This is a genomic window from Micromonospora sp. H61 (assembly GCF_018070325.1).
Classification (GTDB): Bacteria; Actinomycetota; Actinomycetes; order Mycobacteriales; family Micromonosporaceae; genus Micromonospora; species Micromonospora salmantinae.
Window position 1 is genome coordinate 23,803 of sequence record NZ_JAGPXY010000061.1, and the last position, 17,825, is coordinate 41,627.

General features: G+C 69.4%; 19 protein-coding genes. 4 read left to right on the forward strand and 15 right to left on the reverse strand.

Annotation, left to right across the window (positions count from 1 at the left end; all coding sequences use genetic code 11):
• The first annotated feature begins 27 nt into the window (after positions 1 to 27).
• Both KBX08_RS24980 and KBX08_RS24985 read left to right on the forward strand, forming a co-directional pair.
• Positions 28 to 879 carry an ABC transporter ATP-binding protein gene (locus KBX08_RS24980; RefSeq protein WP_210785810.1) on the forward strand — a complete coding sequence of 284 codons (852 nt, stop codon included), beginning with the start codon at positions 28 to 30 and terminating at the stop codon, positions 877 to 879.
• Entirely contained in the window at positions 876 to 1,721 is an 846-nt protein-coding gene (locus KBX08_RS24985; RefSeq protein WP_112584029.1) for an ABC transporter permease, read from the forward strand. Before KBX08_RS24980 ends, KBX08_RS24985 begins: the two co-directional genes overlap by 4 nt.
• Positions 1,722 to 1,761: 40 nt before the next feature.
• Here KBX08_RS24985 and KBX08_RS24990 read toward each other — a convergent pair whose 3' ends face one another.
• Together KBX08_RS24990 and murA are read right to left on the reverse strand one after the other, a co-directional pair.
• On the reverse strand, positions 1,762 to 2,610 hold the full coding sequence (locus KBX08_RS24990) for a 3-hydroxyacyl-CoA dehydrogenase family protein (RefSeq protein ID WP_030333194.1): 849 nt from the start codon (positions 2,608 to 2,610) through the stop codon (positions 1,762 to 1,764).
• Between the two features lie 96 nt (positions 2,611 to 2,706).
• Positions 2,707 to 4,149 (reverse strand): UDP-N-acetylglucosamine 1-carboxyvinyltransferase, encoded by a 1,443-nt coding sequence (gene murA / locus KBX08_RS24995; RefSeq protein ID WP_210785811.1) that lies wholly within the window; start codon positions 4,147 to 4,149, stop codon positions 2,707 to 2,709.
• Here murA and KBX08_RS25000 point away from each other — a divergent pair.
• A complete protein-coding gene (locus KBX08_RS25000; protein ID WP_091405871.1) occupies positions 4,148 to 4,720 on the forward strand; it encodes a cob(I)yrinic acid a,c-diamide adenosyltransferase in 573 nt (190 codons plus the stop codon). The two genes, murA and KBX08_RS25000, sit on opposite strands and share 2 nt — an antisense overlap.
• Before the next feature lie 362 nt (positions 4,721 to 5,082).
• Here the strand turns inward: KBX08_RS25000 and KBX08_RS25005 are convergent, their stop codons facing one another.
• The 13 genes from KBX08_RS25005 to glyA form a co-directional block, all read right to left on the reverse strand.
• Positions 5,083 to 5,538 carry a DUF2550 domain-containing protein gene (locus tag KBX08_RS25005; RefSeq protein ID WP_210785812.1) on the reverse strand — a complete coding sequence of 152 codons (456 nt, stop codon included), beginning with the start codon at positions 5,536 to 5,538 and terminating at the stop codon, positions 5,083 to 5,085.
• A gap of 12 nt (positions 5,539 to 5,550) precedes the next feature.
• Complete coding sequence (locus tag KBX08_RS25010) at positions 5,551 to 5,832, reverse strand: F0F1 ATP synthase subunit epsilon (RefSeq protein WP_030333186.1); 282 nt, start codon at positions 5,830 to 5,832, stop codon at positions 5,551 to 5,553.
• Between the two features lie 88 nt (positions 5,833 to 5,920).
• Positions 5,921 to 7,063, reverse strand: a complete 1,143-nt coding sequence (locus tag KBX08_RS25015; protein ID WP_210785826.1) for an LCP family protein — start codon at positions 7,061 to 7,063, stop codon at positions 5,921 to 5,923.
• 224 nt (positions 7,064 to 7,287) lie between these two features.
• On the reverse strand, positions 7,288 to 8,724 hold the full coding sequence (atpD, locus tag KBX08_RS25020) for a F0F1 ATP synthase subunit beta (RefSeq protein WP_210785813.1): 1,437 nt from the start codon (positions 8,722 to 8,724) through the stop codon (positions 7,288 to 7,290).
• Positions 8,724 to 9,653, reverse strand: a complete 930-nt coding sequence (locus KBX08_RS25025) for a F0F1 ATP synthase subunit gamma (protein ID WP_210785814.1) — start codon at positions 9,651 to 9,653, stop codon at positions 8,724 to 8,726. The genes atpD and KBX08_RS25025 overlap by 1 nt, the downstream gene beginning before the upstream one ends.
• 4 nt (positions 9,654 to 9,657) lie before the next feature.
• A complete protein-coding gene (atpA, locus tag KBX08_RS25030) occupies positions 9,658 to 11,310 on the reverse strand; it encodes a F0F1 ATP synthase subunit alpha (protein WP_210785816.1) in 1,653 nt (550 codons plus the stop codon).
• Positions 11,311 to 11,475: 165 nt separating this feature from the next.
• Positions 11,476 to 12,297: a F0F1 ATP synthase subunit delta gene (locus tag KBX08_RS25035; protein WP_210785818.1), complete on the reverse strand. Its 822-nt coding sequence runs from the start codon at positions 12,295 to 12,297 to the stop codon at positions 11,476 to 11,478.
• Positions 12,297 to 12,836 carry a F0F1 ATP synthase subunit B gene (locus KBX08_RS25040; protein ID WP_130404094.1) on the reverse strand — a complete coding sequence of 180 codons (540 nt, stop codon included), beginning with the start codon at positions 12,834 to 12,836 and terminating at the stop codon, positions 12,297 to 12,299. The genes KBX08_RS25035 and KBX08_RS25040 overlap by 1 nt, the downstream gene beginning before the upstream one ends.
• A gap of 28 nt (positions 12,837 to 12,864) precedes the next feature.
• Positions 12,865 to 13,107, reverse strand: coding sequence for a F0F1 ATP synthase subunit C (locus KBX08_RS25045; protein ID WP_130404096.1), 243 nt, complete (start codon positions 13,105 to 13,107; stop codon positions 12,865 to 12,867).
• A 67-nt stretch (positions 13,108 to 13,174) separates the two neighbouring features.
• The gene (gene atpB, locus KBX08_RS25050; RefSeq protein WP_210785819.1) at positions 13,175 to 13,972 is read right to left on the reverse strand and encodes a F0F1 ATP synthase subunit A; all 798 of its coding nucleotides are present in this window, start codon (positions 13,970 to 13,972) and stop codon (positions 13,175 to 13,177) included.
• Positions 13,973 to 13,983: 11 nt separating this feature from the next.
• Positions 13,984 to 14,220, reverse strand: coding sequence for an AtpZ/AtpI family protein (locus KBX08_RS25055; protein WP_210785820.1), 237 nt, complete (start codon positions 14,218 to 14,220; stop codon positions 13,984 to 13,986).
• Positions 14,221 to 14,401: 181 nt separating this feature from the next.
• Positions 14,402 to 14,827 carry a hypothetical protein gene (locus tag KBX08_RS25060; RefSeq protein ID WP_210785821.1) on the reverse strand — a complete coding sequence of 142 codons (426 nt, stop codon included), beginning with the start codon at positions 14,825 to 14,827 and terminating at the stop codon, positions 14,402 to 14,404.
• Positions 14,820 to 16,109, reverse strand: a complete 1,290-nt coding sequence (gene glyA / locus KBX08_RS25065; RefSeq protein ID WP_210785822.1) for a serine hydroxymethyltransferase — start codon at positions 16,107 to 16,109, stop codon at positions 14,820 to 14,822. The genes KBX08_RS25060 and glyA overlap by 8 nt, the downstream gene beginning before the upstream one ends.
• Before the next feature lie 35 nt (positions 16,110 to 16,144).
• On the opposite strand from glyA, the gene KBX08_RS25070 reads away from it, so the two are divergent.
• A complete protein-coding gene (locus KBX08_RS25070) occupies positions 16,145 to 17,605 on the forward strand; it encodes an SDR family oxidoreductase (RefSeq protein ID WP_210785823.1) in 1,461 nt (486 codons plus the stop codon).
• The last annotated feature ends 220 nt before the right edge of the window (positions 17,606 to 17,825 follow it).

Sequence of the window (17,825 nt, forward strand, 5' to 3'; positions counted from 1 at the left end):
CCCAGGCCAGGACGCACACTGGACGGCATGGATGACGAGCTGGCCATCTCCGTCCGAGGGCTGCGCAAGGCGTACGGCGACAACGTGGCGGTGGCGGGCGTGGACCTGGACGTCCACCGGGGCGAGGTGTTCGCGTTGCTCGGCCCGAACGGCGCCGGCAAGACCACCACGGTGGAGATCCTGGAGGGCTACCGCCGCCGGGACGCCGGCGAGGTCACAGTCCTCGGCGTCGATCCGGCCCAACCGGATGCCGACTGGCGCTCCCGGGTCGGCATCGTGCTCCAGGGCACCGGCGAGTTCGACGAGCTGACAGTGGCCGAGGTGATCCGGCACTTCTCCGGCTTCTACCCCGACGCGGACGACCCGGACAAGGTGATCGAGCGGGTCGGGCTGGCCGACAAGGCGAAGGCCCGGACGCACACCCTCTCCGGCGGGCAGAAGCGCCGCCTGGACGTGGCCCTGGGCATCGTCGGCCGTCCCGAGCTGCTCTTCCTCGACGAGCCGACCACCGGCTTCGACCCGGAGGCCCGCCGCGAGTTCTGGGAGCTGATCCGCGATCTCGCCGCGGCCGGCACCACAATCGTGCTCACCACCCACTACCTGGACGAGGCCGAGGCCCTCGCCGACCGGGTCGGCGTGATCGCCGGCGGCCGGCTGGTCGAGGTCGCCGCCCCCAACCGGCTGGGCAATCGGCAGGAGGCCCTCGCGACGGTCTCCTGGCGTACCCCGGAAGGGACGCGGGAAAGCGCGCAGAGCGCGACGCCGACGGCCTTCGTGGCCGACCTCGCCGCGCGCTACGGCGGCGAGGTCCCCGGGCTCACGGTGACCCGGCCGACCCTGGAGGACGTCTACCTCACCATGATCGGACACGCGCGATGACGACCACGACGAAGCCGGCGACGCCGGTCACCGCGACTCGCGGCCGGCGGCCGGGTGCCGGCGCGCTCGCCCTGCGCCAGGGCCGACTGGAGATCACCCAGTTCCTGCGCAGTCGGGAGTCGGTCGTCTTCACGATGGGCTTCCCCATCATCATGATCCTGATCTTCGCGTCGATCTTCGACGGCACGATCGGCGGCGGGGTCAAGTTCACCCAGTACTTCATCACCGGCATGATCGCGACCGGCCTGATGACTGTGAGCTTCCAGAACCTCGGCATCTGGATCCCGATCGAGCGGGACCGGGGCGTGCTCAAGCGCTACCGGGGCACGCCGATGCCGAAGTGGGTCTGGTTCGCCGGCAAAGTGATCATGGTGGTGGCGATCGGCATCGCCGAGACGGTCCTGCTGTTGGCCGTCGCGGTGGCGCTGTTCGACCTCGACCTGCCGGGCACCGCCGCGAAGTGGTTCACCTTCGGCTGGGTCGCCGTGCTCGGGGTGACCGCGTGCACCCTGTGCGGCATCGCGATCTCGTCGCTGGCCCGCACCGCCCGCAGCGGCTCGGCGGTGGTCACCCCCGTCGCCCTGGTGCTCCAGTTCATCTCCGGGGTGTTCTTCGTCTTCACCGACCTGCCCACCTGGATGCAGCAGGTGGCGGCGCTGTTCCCGCTCAAGTGGATGTGCCAGGGGCTGCGGTCGGTGTTCCTGCCGGAGAGCTTCGGCGCCCAGGAGCCGGGCGGCTCGTTCGAGCTGGGCCGGGTGGCGGTGGTGCTGGCCCTGTGGTGCGTGATCGGTGTGGTGCTCTGCCTGACCACCTTCCGCTGGACCACCAAGCGCGACGGCTGAGCGGCCGACCGGGGCGGACGCCCGCCCCGGTCGCCACGACTCAGTACGTGTAGAAGCCCTTGCCGGTCTTGCGGCCCAGGTCGCCGGCGGTGACCATCCGCTGGAGCAGCTCCGGCGGGAAGAACTTCTCGTCGGCGGTGTCGGTGTAGATGTTCTTCGAGGCGTGCAGCAGCACGTCCACGCCGGTCAGGTCGGTGGTGGCCAGCGGGCCCATCGCGTGCCCGAAGCCCAGCCGGCAGGCGGTGTCCAGGTCCTCCGCGGACACCACCCCGGACTCGACCAGCTTGACCGCCTCCATCACCAGGGCGGAGATCAGCCGGGTGGTGACGAAGCCGGCGATGTCCCGGTTGACCACGACGACCGTCTTACCGATCTCCTCGGCGAAGGCCCGCGCGGTGTCCAGCGTGGCGTCGGTGGTCTTGTAACCGCGCACCAGCTCGCAGAGCTGCATCATCGGCACCGGGGAGAAGAAGTGGGTGCCGACCACCGCCTCGGGCCGCTCGGTCACCGCGGCGATCTGGGTGACCGGGATCGCCGAGGTGTTGGTGGCGAGCACCGCGTCCGACTTGCAGATCTTGTCCAGGGCGCGGAACACCTCGTGCTTGATCTCCAGGCGCTCGAAGACCGCCTCGACCACGATGTCCGCGTCGGCCGCCGCCTCCAGGTCGGTGGTCGGGGTGATCCGAGCCAGCGTCGCCTCGACCTCGGACGCCTCGATCTTGCCCTTCTCGGCGAACTTCTCCAGTGACTTCCGAATACCGCCGAGACCCCGGGTGGTGGCCGCGTCGTCCAGGTCGCGCAGCGTCACCTGCCAGCCCGCCTGCGCCGCCACCTGGGCGATGCCGGAGCCCATCAACCCGGCCCCGACGACCGCGAGTCGACCCGCCATCTGCTTCTCCCTCGCTGCGATTGAGTGCCTGCCTGCACCCTAGTCGGCGAGCCTGAACGATGGCTAAGTGGCGGTCGGGCCGGGGTCGTGGGGGCCTCAGATCTCCAGTGCCGGCTCCTCCGGCGTGGTGCCCCGCTCGACCGCCACCCCGAGCGCACGCAGGTCGGCGACGAAGTCCGGGTAGCCCCGGTCGACGTGGTGCACGTGGGAGACCTCGGTGACCCCCTCCGCGCAGAGTCCGGCAATGATCAACCCTGCTCCGGCCCGGATGTCGGTGGCCCGCACCGGGGCACCGGAGAGCCGATCCCGGCCCCGGACCACAGCGTGGTGCCCGTCGGTCTTGATGTCCGCGCCGAGCCGCATCATCTCGTTGGCGAACATGAACCGGCCGTCGAAGATGTTCTCGGTGATCAGGGAGGCGCCGTCACTGACGGCCGCCAGCCCGATCGCCATCGGCAGCAGGTCGGTGGCGAAGCCGGGGTACGGCAGCGTCACCACGTCCACCGCCCGGGGCCGCTCGTCCATCCGTACGCGGAAGCCGTCTGCCCGGGTCTCCACCAGCCCGCCGGCGGCCACCACCTTGTCCAGGGCGACCTCCAGGAAGGCCGGGTCCAGCCCGGTCACCGTCACGTCGCCCCGGGTCATCGCCGCGCCGAACGCCCAGGTGCCGGCGACGATCCGGTCCCCCACAGTGGCGTGGCGCACCGGACGCAGACCGGGCACACCGGTGATGCGCAACGTCGACGTGCCCGCGCCGACGATGCGCGCGCCCATCTGGTTGAGCATCGTGCAGATGTCGACGATCTCCGGCTCCCGGGCGGCGTTGTCAATCATCGTGGTGCCCTGGGCCAGCACCGCCGCCATCACCAGGTTCTCGGTCGCGCCGACGCTGGGGAAATCCAGCACGATGTCCGCGCCGCGCAGCCCGTGCGGGGCGGAGGCGATGACGAACCCGTGCTCACCGGAGATCTCCGCGCCCATCCGGGTCAGCCCGGAGATGTGCATGTCCAACCCCCGCGAGCCGATCGCGTCGCCGCCGGGATGGGCCACCCGCACGTACCCCCGGCGGGCCAGCAACGGGCCGAGCACGCAGATCGACGCACGCAACCGGCGGACCAGGTCGTAGTCGGCCTCCGCGCCCGGCTGCTCGGGTACGTCGATCGTCACCGACCGGGACCGGGCCACGCCGCCACGGGCGACCATCGGGTCGACCGGGTCGTCCGCGTCGAACTGGACGTCGCAGCCCAGCCGACGCAGCACCTCCCCCATGATCGCGATGTCGGTGATCCGGGGGACGTTGGTGATCACACTGCGGCCCGGCGCGAGCAGCGCGGCGGCCATCAGCTTCAACGCCGAGTTCTTGGCACCGACCACGTGCACGGTGCCGGACAGTCGGGCGTCACCGCGTACCCGGATGACGTCGACGTCGTTGACCGCCGAATCGCCGGCGTCGCCGGGGCCCACCACCACCGGCCAGCCGGCGGTGCTGTCCGGCCGCGCCGGGATCGTCAGGTCGGGAATCCGTAGGCTGTGCGTCATGGCCGTCCACCTCACGCGCATCTACACCAAGGCCGGCGACGCCGGCATGACCAGGCTGAGCAACAACGAGCAGGTGCCGAAGACCGATCCACGGATCGCCGCGTACGCGGATGTCGACGAGTGCAACGCGGCGATCGGCGTCGCGCTCGCGCTGGGAAACCTCGACGAGGAGCTTCGCGGCGTGCTGGGGTCGGTGCAGAACGACCTGTTCGACGTCGGCGCCGACCTGTCCACCCCGGTCGAGCCGGAGCCGAAGTACCCACCGCTGCGGGTCACCGAGGAGTACGTCGAGCGCCTGGAGGGCTGGTGCGACGAGTACAACGCACGCCTGAGCAAGCTCGACTCCTTCATCCTCCCCGGCGGCACCGCGGGTGCGGCGCTGCTGCACGTGGCGCGGACCGTCGCCCGGCGTGCCGAACGGGCAGCGTGGGCGCTGGTCAGCCACGATCCGGAACGAACCAGCACGCTCCCGGCAAAGTATCTCAACCGGCTCTCCGATCTGCTCTTTATCCTGTCAAGAACGGCAAATCCGGCAGGAGACGTGCTATGGGTGCCGGGCGGCAAGCGCTGAACGTCGGGCTCCGCACCACGTCGAGGTCTGGTTTCCCACTCTGCCCGCCACCACGCGTAGCCAAGCGGGCCCATCCCAGCCACCAGAACACCCCGACATCAAGAAAACCGAGTCGATCAACCAGCCCAACGCGCCCGCCGCGCAGCCCGACGCGCTCCCCGGGGCCGGCTCGCTGCGCGCACCGAGGAGGCGAGACTCAGCCGCATCGGTAACGGCAGGTGATCAAAGCCCGCGCCGAGCCGGCGGACAGTGCCCAACGAAGGGTTTCCGGGGGAGCCCGCCCGGCGCAGGGATCAAGCCTGACCGCCCGGAGCCGGGCGGGCTCCCCCGGAAACCCAGAAGAGCAACTACAGAAGAGCCGATCAGGCAGCCGGCCAGTCCTGGGAGGCCATACGCGGCGAGACCGCCCCCGGAGGGGCGGCCTCGAGCCAGGAGAGAAAACCAGTCACTGTCGATCGCGCCATGGCGATCTCCACCGGTGCGTGGTCACTGGTACAGCGGAGGATCACCCAGTCGGCCGGCATGGAGAAGCGTTCCTGACCTTCGGGCAACCGGCGGCGCTCCACAGCCAGCCCCTTGCGGGAGAGAACCCGCTTGGGCCGGATCGCGAAGCTGAACATCCGGTACCAGCGCAGCTCGTCACCCGCGAACCGGCCGAAGCCGGGCGACCAGCCGCGGCCGTCGAGCATGGTGGAGACCCGGACGCTGAGCCGGATGATGCCACCGCTGCGGGTGACCAGAGCTCGCCGGACGAAGAGGATCAGAAGCGCGCCGAGGATGACGACAACGCCGATTCCGAATCCTTCGACGATCTCCATCCCCGGTGTGGCTCAGCGGCTCTGCGCGGAGACCGGGGTTGCGCTCTCGGCCAGCACGGTGACCCCGTCGGCGCTCACCGAGAGGAAGCCGCCGGCCACCTCGTAGGCGACCTGCTCGCCGCCGGCGAGCTTGATGCGTACCTGGCCGGGCTCGGCGAGTTGGCCGAGCAGCGGCGCGTGCCCCGGCAGGACACCGAGCTCGCCTTCGGTCGTCCGGGCGACGACCATCTCGGCGTCACCGGACCAGACCTTCTCCTCGACGGCGACGAGCTCGACGTGAAGCTGCTGTGCCACGCTGTCTCCTTGCTGCGGCTACGGATTGCCGAAAGTCTAGCCTGACGACGCGGCGCGCCCAACGCGGGTGGGGACAACGCCGACCTGACTACTTGGCCTTGTTGACGAATTCCGGGTGCTCCAGCAGGAACGGGTCGAGTTGCTCGTTGTGCAGAGCGGTGAAGAAGTCCGGAACACCCTCCTGGAACTGCTCGCCCAGGTACTTACTGCCCTCGAAGACCCCGCCGCCGGGCAGCTTGATCATCTCGATGGTGTTCGGGCGGATGTCCTTCAGGGCTAGCCCGAAGTCGACAACGCTGTTGCCTCGACCGCTGAAGATCAACGACTGGCCGGCGGCGCGGAGCACCTTGTCCAGCTTGATCGGGTTGGACACCACGTCGGCGCTGAACGCCTGGCCCACCATGGCCTTGACGAACTGCTGCTGGTGGCGCTGCCGACCGTAGTCGGAATCCGGAACGCCGTTCTTCGGGTAGCGCTGCCGGACGTAGTCCAGCGCCTGCCACCCACTCAGGTGCCGGTTGCCCTTCTTGTAGATCGCCTGCGGGCCGACGTAGCCCTCACCACGGGTGTTGCCCGGCCGCGGCTTGCCGTCCGGCTGCTTGTGCTCGGACTTCACGTCGCGCTCGATGTACATGTCGACGCCGCCCATGGCGTCGACGATCTTCTGGAAACCGGTGAAGTTGATGATCGCGCCGGCGTCGAAGCGCTTGATGCCCGTGACGTTCTGCACTGTGGCGGCCAGCAACTCGAAGCCCCGCGCCGCGTCGGGGTTGGCCCCCGGCACCTTGCTGCCGAAGGACATCGCGGCGTTGATCTTCGTGGTCTCACCCGGGAAGTCGGCCTTCTTGAACGCCGGGATCCGCACGTAGAGGTCACGAGGCAGCGAGAACAGGTAGGCCCGGTCCATCGAGGCCGGCACGTGCAACACCATGATCGAGTCGGCCAGCGGCGCGGCCGTCGGCGTACGCGGGTCGATGCCGACGAGCAGGATGTTCAGCGGACCCTTGATGTCGCTCTTCTTCGCCTGGGCGCCCGCCGCCTGGTCGCCGAAGAGGTCGGCCTTGCCGACGGACCCCTCGTAGCGGGCCATGAGCACCTCGGTGCCGACCAGCACGGCGCCGCTGAGCACGGTCAGCACGGTGCCGAACACCGTGCAGATCCTGGCCCATCGCGGCACACCTCGCCAGATGGACGGCTTGCGGCCACTCTTGCCGGCCTTACCCACGAGCAGCTCCGTTCGTTACGCCCACGACGAGGAAGACGGGCGCACGTCGTCGAAAGGTTGCAGAGATCAACGCTCGTTCAGGTGAGCGCGGAACGAACCGTAGCTCGGGAGCCGCGGAAGTGACGACCACGAGTAACGGACCGCGACGATGGTAAGACGCGAACATGAACAAAAGACTGCCCCGGCATTGCCGGGGCAGTCTTTTTGCTACGAATCGGATGAGAGCTGGGTCAGCTCTTCATCAGCTCCTCAGCCTTGCGCTCCAGGTCCTCGAGACCGCCGCACATGAAGAACGCCTGCTCGGGGAAGTGGTCGTACTCACCCTCGCTGATCTTGCGGAACGCCTCGATGGTCTCCTTGATCGGGACCGTCGAGCCCGGCACGCCGGTGAACTGCTCCGCCGCGTAGGTGTTCTGCGAGAGGAAGCGCTCGATCCGCCGGGCGCGAGCCACGGTGATCTTGTCTTCCTCGGAGAGCTCCTCGATACCGAGGATGGCGATGATGTCCTGCAGGTCGCGGTAGCGCTGCAGGATCCGCTTCACCTCGGTGGCTACCTGGAAGTGCTCGGCGCCGACGAACTCCGGGGCGAGGATCCGGGACGAGGACGCCAGCGGGTCCACGGCCGGGTAGATGCCCTTGTCGGAGATCGACCGCTCCAGGTTGGTGGTCGCGTCCAGGTGGGCGAACGTGGTGGCCGGGGCGGGGTCGGTGTAGTCGTCCGCCGGCACGTAGATCGCCTGCATGGAGGTGATGGCCTGGCCCCGGACGGAGGTGATCCGCTCCTGGAGCTCGCCCATCTCGTCGGCCAGGGTCGGCTGGTAACCCACGGCGCTCGGCATACGGCCGAGCAGGGTGGACACCTCCGAACCGGCCTGCGTGAAGCGGAAGATGTTGTCGATGAAGAGCAGCACCTCCTGCTTCTTCACGTCCCGGAAGTACTCGGCCATGGTCAGCGCGGAGAGCGCCACCCGCAGCCGGGTGCCCGGCGGCTCGTCCATCTGGCCGTAGACCAGCGCGGTCTTGTCGATGACGCCGGACTCGGTCATCTCGGCGATGAGGTCGTTGCCCTCACGGGTGCGCTCACCCACGCCGGCGAACACCGAGGTGCCACCGAAGTTGCGGGCGACCCGGGTGATCATCTCCTGGATGAGCACCGTCTTGCCCACGCCCGCGCCGCCGAACAGGCCGATCTTGCCGCCCTTGACGTACGGGGCGAGCAGGTCGATGACCTTGATGCCGGTCTCCAGCATCTCGGTCTTCGGCTCGAGGTCCGCGAAGGCCGGGGCCTTGCGGTGGATGCCCCACCGGTCGTCGGCCTCGAACGTCTCGCCCTCTTTGAGGTTGAGCACCTCGCCGATCGCGTTGAACACCTTGCCCTTGACCGCGTCGCCCACCGGCACCGTGATCGGCTCGCCGCGGTCGCGCACCTCGGCGCCACGGACCAGGCCGTCGGTCGGCTGCATCGAGATGGCACGGACCAGGTTGTCACCCAGGTGCTGGGCAACCTCCAGGGTCAGCGTCTTCTCACCGCCGGACAGGTTCACCTTCACGTTCAAGGCGTTGAACAGGGGCGGCATGGCGTCGCGCGGGAACTCGGCGTCGACGACCGGGCCGATGACCCGGACCACGCGACCCGTGGCCGTCTTGGTCTCTACTGGTGCAGTCATCACACTTCACTTCCCGACGCGGCCAGCGCGTTGGCGCCGCCGACGATCTCGCTGATCTCCTGGGTGATCCCGGCCTGGCGAGCCGAGTTCATCTCGCGCGTGTACTTCTCGATCATCTCTTCGGCGTTGTCGGTGGCGCTCTTCATCGCCCGCCGCCGTGCCGCCGACTCACTCGCCGCCGACTCGATCAACGCCGCGTAGATCCGCGTGTTGATGTACCTCGGCAGGAGCGCGTCGAGCAGCGCCTCCGCCTCCGGCTCGAACTCGTACGCCGGCAGCAACCCCTCGGAGCGCGGCCGGTCCTCCACCTGCATCGGACCGATGACCTTGGTCACCGGGTTCTGCGTCATGAGCGAGTGGAACTCGGTGTAGACGATGTGCAACTCGTCGACCCCGAGCACCCCGTCCGCTCCGGCGCCGCCGTCGACGTCGTCCGCACCGGCAGTGAACGCCTTGATCAGCGTCTCACCAACGGTACGGGCGTCCTCGAACGACGGCTGCTCGCTGAAGCCGGTCCAGTTCGCCTCGATCGGCCGCTCGCGGAACCGGTAGAACCCGACGCCCTTACGCCCGATGACGTAGAGCACCGGCTCCTTGCCGTCCGCCTTGAGCCGCGCGATCAGCGACTCCGCCATCCTGATCGCGTTGGAGCTGTAGCCGCCGGCCAGGCCACGGTCGCTGGTGACCAACAGGACGCCGGCCCGCCGCACCCGCTCACGCGGGGTGAGCAGCGGGTGGTCGATCCGCGCGTTGGACGCCAGCGCCGTGAGCACACCGGTGATGGCCTGGGCGTACGGCAGGGACGCCTGCACCCGGGCCTGAGCCTTGGCGATCCGGCTCGTCGCCACGAGCTCCATCGCCTTGGTGATCTTCTTCATCGACTTCGCCGAGCGGATCCGTTGACGAAGAACGCGTACCTGGGCCGCCATGGGATCAGCTCTCGGCCGGGCGGTCGGTCGCGCCGTCGCGGAAGCGGGTCACCGTCTCGCGGTTCTCGTCGCCCTCAAGCGGCGCGGCCGGCGCGTCGTTGACCTTGCGCTCGTCCTCCTTGCCGAGGAAGACCTGCTTGAACTCGGCGATCGCGCTGTCCAGCGAGCCGATGATGTCATCGTTCCACTGGTTGTCGGCGATGCCGGCCAGCACACCCTGGTGCTTGTGCCGCAGGTACTGGAGGAACTCGGCCTCGAAGCGCCGAACCTCGCCCACCGGGATGTCGTCCAGCTTGCCCTCGGTGCCGGCCCAGACCGAGACGACCTGCTCCTGCACCGGGAACGGCGAGTAGTTCGGCTGCTTGAGCAGCTCGACCAGGCGCGAACCGCGGTCCAGCTGGGCCCGGGAGGCCCGGTCCAGGTCGGAGGCGAAGGCGGCGAACGCCTCCAGCTCGCGGTACTGGGCCAGGTTGAGCCGCAGCGAACCGGCGACCTTCTTCATCGGCTTCACCTGCGCGGCGCCACCGACTCGGGAGACCGAGGTACCGACGTTGATCGCCGGACGAACGCCCTGGTTGAACAGGTCGGTCTCCAGGAAGATCTGGCCGTCGGTGATCGAGATGACGTTGGTCGGGATGAAGGCCGAGATGTCGTTGGCCTTCGTCTCGATGATCGGCAGACCGGTCATCGAGCCGCCACCCAGCTCGTCGGAGAGCTTCGCGCAGCGCTCCAGCAGGCGGGAGTGCAGGTAGAAGACGTCACCCGGGTACGCCTCACGGCCCGGCGGGCGACGCAGCAGCAGCGACACGGCGCGGTACGCCTCGGCCTGCTTGCTCAGGTCGTCGAAGACGATCAGGACGTGCTTGCCGCCGTACATCCAGTGCTGCCCGATGGACGAGCCGGTGTACGGGGCGAGGTACTTGAAGCCGGCCGGGTCGGAGGCCGGGGAGGCGACGATGGTGGTGTACTCCATCGCGCCCGCCTCCTCGAGCTGCCCCTTGATGGAGGCGATCGTGGAGGCCTTCTGGCCGATGGCGACGTAGATGCAGCGAACCTGCTTCTTCGGGTCGCCGGTGCGCCAGTTGTCCCGCTGGTTGAGGATGGCGTCCAGGGCGACAGTGGTCTTACCGGTCTTCCGGTCACCGATGATCAGCTGCCGCTGGCCCCGACCGATCGGGGTCATCGCGTCGATGGCCTTGATGCCGGTCTGCAGCGGCTCGTCGACGGACTGCCGGGACATCACGTTCGGAGCCTGCAGCTCCAGCTCGCGGAAGCCCTCGTTGGCGATGTCGCCGAGCGCGTCGATCGGCTCACCGAGCGCGTTGACCACGCGGCCGAGGAAGGCGTCGCCGACCGGAACGGAGAGAACCCGCTCGGTGCGCTTGACGCGCTGCCCTTCCTCCAGCTTGGCGGAGTCACCGAGAACGACGACGCCGATCTCCCGGACGTCGAGGTTCAACGCCACGCCGAGCGTGCCGTCCTCGAACTCCAGGAGCTCGTTGGTCATGGTCGAGGGCAGGCCCTCGACGTGGGCGATACCGTCGCCGGTGTCGGCGACGGTGCCGACCTCCTCGCGGGAGACGTCGGACGAGTAGGAAGAGACGTAGCGCTCCAGGGCGCCGCGGATCTCCTCCGTCGAGATGGTCAGCTCGGCCATCCTCTGCTTCCTTAAAATTCAGGGGCCCGGGATACCTAGTACCGACCGGTCCGAATGGCGTCTGTCATTCCGGGCACTGAGCGATCCAGTCACCCCGATGCTGGGCGGCGGAGCCGCTCAGCGCCGGGGCGGCGAAGCCACCGCATTGCTGGGCGGCGGAGCCGCTCAGCGCTTCGCGAGCGCGTTGCGGGTCTCGTTGAGGCGGCGCAAAATGGTGCCGTCGTACAGGTCGGAGCCGACCCGCACGCTCACGCCACCCAGGACGTGGGGGTCCACCGTCTGCTTGACGGAGACCTCTCGACCGTATATCGCGCTGAGGCTCGCACCCAGCCGGCGCTCGTCCTCGTCACTCAACGGGGCCGCGACGGTCACGTACGCCACCTGCCGGTCGCGTCGCTCGGCGGCGAGTTCCACCAGCCGGGTGAGCGCGCCGGTGAAGGAGCGCCCGCCGTACCCGCCGAGTGCGACCTCGACGAGGCGGACGGTGACCGGACGGGCCTTGTCGGCGAGCAGTTCGCGAGCCAGGGTGGCCCGCTGCTCGACCGGGGCGACCGGGTCGGCGAGCGTGTTGCTCAGCGCCGACTGACCGGCCACTACCTGACCGAAGCGGAACAGCTCGTCCTCGACCTCGCCCAGCTCGCCGGCCTTGTCGGCGCTGGCCAGCAGCGCCTCCACGCCCAGCCGCTCGGCGCCGTCGAGCAGCTCCGACGGTGCCGACCATCGGCCGGCGACCAGCGACACGAGCAGGTCGAGCGCGTCGGCGCCGATCCGCCCGCCGAGCATGTCGCCGAGCAGAGCGCCGCGATCCTCGCCGGACCGGGACGGCTCGGAGAGCGCCCGGCGCAGCCGCGGCTCACGCCGCAGCAGGGTCGCCACGGAGAGGATGGCGTCGGCGGTGGAGGCCACCGCTGACGGCTCCGCGCCGCGGACGTACGCGTCGAGGCGCTCGGCCGCGACCTTGTACGACTCCCGGCTGGCGGCCTGCATCAGCGGGCCCCCGTGCTCTCGAGGCCGCTCAGGAACCGGTCGACGGTGCCCTTACGCCGCGCCTCGTCGGCCAGCGACTCGCCAACGATCTTGCTGGCCAGGTCCACCGCGATGGTGCCGACCTCCGCGCGCAGCTCGCGCACGATGGTGGCCCGCTCGGCGGCGAGCGCGTCCTTGCCCGCCTGGATGACCCGGTCGGACTCTTCTCGCGCCTTGGCGAGGATGTCCTGCCGGATGCCCTCGGCGTCGGCCCGCGCGTCGTCACGGATCTTGGCGGCGTCGGTCCGGGCCTCAGCGAGCTGGGCACGGTACTGCTCGAGCAGCTGGTTCGCCTCGGCCTGAGCAGCCTCGGCGCGCTTGATGCCGCCCTCGATCGCGTCGACCCGAGCCTGGAACGTCTGCTCCATGCGCGGGAAGACGAACTTCATCAGCACGAAGCAGAGCACGGCGAAGGCCACCGAACCGACCACGATCTCCTGCCAGAGCGGGATGATCGGGTTGTGGGCGGACTCACCACCCTCGGCGGCGAGGAAGTACATGGAAGACCTCCCGGTCGAAAGGGCTGGATCAGGCGGCGGAGCCGGCCCAGATGAAGCCGAACGCGATGCCCAGCAGCGCGAGCGCCTCGATGACGGCGAAGCCGATCCAGACGTACGGCAGGGTCATCCGGGACGACTCCGGCTGGCGGGCGGTCGACTGGATGTAGGCAGCGAAGACCAGGCCAACGCCGATGCCCGGGCCGATGGCGGCGAGACCGTAGCCGATGGCAGCGGTGCTACCGGTGACCTCGGCGAGAACGCTAGCGTCCATTGGTGTGGTTCCTCCTGGTTATCACACGTGACTCTCACGCGGGACGACAACGGATGGTGCGGGTGGATCAGTGCTCTTCGGCGAGCGCGCCCTGCACGTAGCTGGCGGTGAGGACGGTGAAGACGTATGCCTGCAGGCAGATCACCAGGAACTCGAGGAAGGTGAGCGCGATGGTCATCACCCAGGAGAGCACCGAGACCGGGGCCAGCCAGGCGTTGGCGCTCAGCATCGCGAAGCCGCCGAGCGTGAAGACCAGCAGGAGCATGTGGCCGGCGAACATGTTCGCGAAGAGACGCACCGCGAGCGAGAACGGCCGGACGATGAAGGTCGAGAAGAGCTCGATCGGGATCAGCAGCGGCAGGATGTACCAGGGTGCCGGCGGGATCAGCGAGTTCTTGAAGTACTTGACGAAGCCGTGCTTCTTGATGCCGATGTAGTTGAACAGCACGTAGCTGATGATCGCGAGAATCGCCGGGAAGGCGATGTGCGAGTTCGGCGAGATCTGGAAGAGCGGGATGATCGCGAATGCGTTCGTCAGCAACACGAAGCAGAACAGCGTCGTGAAGTAGGGAGCGAACCGCACACCCGCGTGCCCGATCATGTCGACCGCGATGTTGTTACGCACGAAGCCGTAGATCGACTCGGCGAACCACTGCTTCTTGGTCGGCACCAACTGCGGGTTCCGGTAGCTCGCCAGGAAGAAGATGATCAGGACGCCGACCGCGATCCAGACCATCGCCGTGATCTTGGTGAACCAGTACGAGTTCTCCGCACCCCAGGGCAGGATGCTGGGCAGGTAGAAGTCGTCCACACTGGGTGGGAATCCCGCCTGGCCCGCTGCCAGAACGTTCGCCTGTCCGAACACCGCGTCCCTTCCTAAGTAGGCGTGCCGAGTCGGCGGATGACCAGGATGATGCCCCCAGCCATACCGAGCACGACGCCGATCCCGGTGGCGACGCCGCCGGTGTCGAGCCACTGGTCAACAACCCAACCGATGAAACCCCACACGAGCATGCCTCCGATGAGGTAGCTGAGCGCGGTCCAACCCTGACCGGCACCGGACGGATAATCGTCCGGTTCACCGGCGGGACGGGGGGTTTGGTCACCAGCCATGACGGGGCGAACGATATCAGCCGGGAAGACGAGGCTGTGCCTCACCCCCCGCACAACCGTGGTTGTGTGGGCTTCTCGTGGGCGCCGTCGTCTGTGGGCACGCTACTCCCCTTCCGCCCGTCGGAAAATGACCGGAGGCCGACACATTGCCGCGCGTCCGAAAGGTGGGACGACCGTCAGGTCAACTCTGCGCCCGACGAGCGTGCACCGTGGTCAGCCACCAGATGTGCACCGCAGTCCACACTGCCACCCCGGCGACGATGCCGAGGCAGAGAGGGATCAACCCGGGCCAACCGGTCGACGCCACCGCCACCATCACCACACCCAGCAGGCTGAACTTCAGCACGTACAGCCCCAGGCCGAGCGGCAGCAGCAACTGCGGGTTGATCTGGTCGGCCCGGGCCAGCACCACAGTGGTGAGGGTGTAGCTGAGCACCGTGACGCCCACGCCGGCCGCCGCGCCGAGCGCTGCCGTCACGCCGCCGGTCACCCCGCCCACCACGGCGGCGACCGCCGCGAGCGCCGCCGACGCGCCCAACAGCACCGGCAGGTGCCGCAGCCGCCACCGCCGGTCGGTGTCCGGCCCGACCACCCCGGGCTCAGCCACGGGGGTACGCCGGGAACGCCGCGACCAGCTCGGACACCTCGGCACCGAGCCGGGTCAACTCGTCGGCTCCGCCCGGAACAGCGGGATCGGTGCGCACCGCACGGGCGATCAGCGTCGCCACCTGGCGCAGCTCCCCCTCGCGCATCCCCTGCGTGGTGACGCTCGGCGTGCCCACCCGGATGCCGGAGGCCACCATCGGCGGCTGCGGGTCGTACGGGATGGCGTTCTTGTTCAGGGTGATCGACGCGGCGTCGCAGCGGCGCTCGGCCTCGGCGCCGGTCACCCCCAGCTCCCGCAGGTCGATCAGGGCGAGGTGGGTGTCGGTGCCACCGGACACCGGGCGCATCCCCTCGTCGGCCAGCCCGGCGGCGAGCGCCTGGGCGTTGCTGACCACCTGCCGGGCGTACGTCTGGAACTCCGGCTGGGCGGCCTCGCGCAGCGCGACCGCCTTGGCCGCTACCGCGTGCATCAGCGGGCCGCCCTGGGTGAACGGGAAGACCGCCTTGTCGATCCGCTGGGCCAGCGACTCGCGGCACAGGATCATGCCGCCGCGCGGCCCGCGCAGCACCTTGTGGGTGGTGGCGCAGACGACATCGGCGTACGGCACCGGAGACGGGATCGCCCGGCCGGCGACCAGGCCGATGAAGTGCGCCGCGTCCACCATCAGGTACGCGCCGACCTCGTCGGCGATCTCCCGGAACCGCGCGAAGTCGATCAGGCGCGGGTACGCGGTGGCCCCACAGATGATCAGCTTGGGTCGGTGCGCCCGCGCCAGGTCCCGTACCTCGTCGTAGTCGATCTGCTCGGTGTCCGGCCGGACCGGGTAGCCGACCGGGTGGAACCACTTGCCGGAGAAGTTCACCCGACTGCCGTGGGTGAGGTGCCCGCCGTGCGGCAGGTCCATCGCCAGCACCGTGTCCCCCGGCTGCACCAACGCGGCGTACGCGGCCAGGTTGGCGCTCGCCCCGGAGTGCGGCTGGAGGTTGGCGTGCTCGGCCCCGAACAGCTCCTTGGCCCGGGCGATGCCGATCTCCTCGGCCCGGTCCACCTCGGCGCAGCCGCCGTAGTAGCGCCGACCCGGGTAACCCTCGGCGTACTTGTTGGTCAGCGTCGAACCGAGCGCGGCCAGCACCGCCGGCGAGGTCAGGTTCTCGCTGGCGATGAGCTGCAGGCCACCCCGCAACCGGTCCAGCTCGCCGAGGACCACCCCGGCGATCTCCGGGTCGGTGGCCCTGAGCTGCGCGAAATCCGGCCCCCAGAAGGTGCTCGTCTCGGTCTCCACAGCGAACGAGTCTAGGGGGCCGCAGACTGGGACCTGTGAGATGCCTCGTCACCGGAGCGACCGGCTACATCGGCGGGCGGCTGACGCCGCTGCTGCTCGCCGACGGGCACACAGTGCGCTGCCTCGCCCGCAAGGCGGTGCGGCTGCGCGACGTGCCCTGGGCCTCGGCGGCCGAAATCGTGGAAGGAGACCTCAGTCGACCGGAGACGCTGGCCGCCGCGTTCGCGGACGTGGACGTCGCTTACTTCCTGGTGCACTCGTTGGGCCGGTCCGACTTCGAGGCGGTCGACCGAACGGCCGCGACCAACTTCGCGGCGGCGGCGCGCGCGGCCGGCGTACGTCGAATCGTCTACCTGGGCGGTCCGTTGCCGGCGACCGACGCGGTCCCCTCGCCGCACCTGCGGTCCCGTGCCGAGGTGGGCCGGATCCTGCTGGGCAGCGGGGTGCCCACGGCGGTGCTGCGCGCCGCGGTGATCATCGGGTCCGGCTCGGCGTCGTTCGAGATGCTGCGGTACCTGACCGAGCGGCTACCGGCCATGATCACGCCACGCTGGGTGCGCAACCGGATCCAACCGATCGCGGTCCGCGACGTGCTGAGGTACCTGGTCGGCTGCACCGCCCTGCCAAAGGAGGTCAACCGGGGCTTCGACATCGGCGGGCCGGACGTGCTCACCTTCCGCGAGATGATGCAGCGCTACGCCCGGGTGGCCGGGCTGCGCCGGCGGATCATCGTGCCGGTCCGGGTGCTCACCCCGTCGCTCTCCTCGCACTGGGTCGGTCTGATCACCCCGGTGCCGAACAAGATCGCCCGCCCGCTGGTGGAGAGCCTGATCCAGGAGGCGGTCGCGGACGAACACGACATCGCCCGCTACGTCCCGGACCCGCCCGGCGGGCTGACCGGCTTCGACGACGCGGTGGCGCTGGCGCTGGTTAAGGTGCGCGACGCCCAGGTGGAAACCCGCTGGTCCACCGCGAGCGGCCCGGACGCGCCCGCCGAGCCACTGCCCACCGACCCGGTGTGGTCCGGTGGCACCGCCTACACCGACGTCCGGGAACGGGCGGTGGACGCAACACCAGCGGCGCTCTGGCGGGTCGTCGAGGGCGTCGGCGGCGAACACGGCTGGTACTCGTTTCCCCTCGCCTGGTCGATCCGGGGCTGGCTGGACCGGCTGATCGGCGGGGTCGGGCTGCGCCGGGGTCGACGCGATCCGCACCGCCTCCAGGTCGGCGAGGCGCTGGACTTCTGGCGGGTCGAGGAGATCGTCCCGGGCGAGCTGCTGCGACTGCGCGCCGAGATGCGGCTGCCCGGCCGGGCCTGGCTGGAGATGCGGGTGGTGCCGGCCGACGACGGTCGCAGCCGCTACCAGCAACGCGCCGTCTTCCTGCCGCGCGGCCTGCCGGGGCACGCGTACTGGAAGTCGGTGGCCCCGTTCCACGCGGTGGTCTTCGGCGGGATGGCCCGCAACATAGCCCGCAACGCCGAGCAAACCCCCTAACCGCCCCCCGCACCCGCCCCCGCTCCCCGCTCCCCGCGATCTTGCACTTTGTGTTGCTGATTTGTGGGCCTCGGCACCTTTTGTCGCGACAGAAAGTGCAAGACGCTTCTATGTCGGTGGTGATCGGTTCGGCTGGTTGCCGCTAGGTTCGGCGTCGGTGATCGCTTGGGTGGCTCATTGCCGATCCGGCCGCTCGGAGTGCGGGTGTGCCTTGTGCAAG

Coding starts and splice junctions, on each gene's coding strand:
- KBX08_RS24980 (WP_210785810.1), top strand. CDS start 28: ATGGATGACGAGCTGGCCATCTCCGTCCGAGGGCTGCGCAAGGCGTAC.
- KBX08_RS25040 (WP_130404094.1), bottom strand. CDS start 12,836: ATGTACTTCCTCGCCGCCGAGGGTGGTGAGTCCGCCCACAACCCGATC.
- KBX08_RS25005 (WP_210785812.1), bottom strand. CDS start 5,538: ATGGAGATCGTCGAAGGATTCGGAATCGGCGTTGTCGTCATCCTCGGC.
- KBX08_RS25025 (WP_210785814.1), bottom strand. CDS start 9,653: ATGGCGGCCCAGGTACGCGTTCTTCGTCAACGGATCCGCTCGGCGAAG.
- KBX08_RS25035 (WP_210785818.1), bottom strand. CDS start 12,297: ATGCAGGCCGCCAGCCGGGAGTCGTACAAGGTCGCGGCCGAGCGCCTC.
- KBX08_RS25000 (WP_091405871.1), top strand. CDS start 4,148: ATGGCCGTCCACCTCACGCGCATCTACACCAAGGCCGGCGACGCCGGC.
- KBX08_RS25045 (WP_130404096.1), bottom strand. CDS start 13,107: ATGGACGCTAGCGTTCTCGCCGAGGTCACCGGTAGCACCGCTGCCATC.
- atpA (WP_210785816.1), bottom strand. CDS start 11,310: ATGGCCGAGCTGACCATCTCGACGGAGGAGATCCGCGGCGCCCTGGAG.
- KBX08_RS24990 (WP_030333194.1), bottom strand. CDS start 2,610: ATGGCGGGTCGACTCGCGGTCGTCGGGGCCGGGTTGATGGGCTCCGGC.
- murA (WP_210785811.1), bottom strand. CDS start 4,149: ATGACGCACAGCCTACGGATTCCCGACCTGACGATCCCGGCGCGGCCG.
- KBX08_RS25055 (WP_210785820.1), bottom strand. CDS start 14,220: ATGGCTGGTGACCAAACCCCCCGTCCCGCCGGTGAACCGGACGATTAT.
- atpD (WP_210785813.1), bottom strand. CDS start 8,724: ATGACTGCACCAGTAGAGACCAAGACGGCCACGGGTCGCGTGGTCCGG.
- KBX08_RS24985 (WP_112584029.1), top strand. CDS start 876: ATGACGACCACGACGAAGCCGGCGACGCCGGTCACCGCGACTCGCGGC.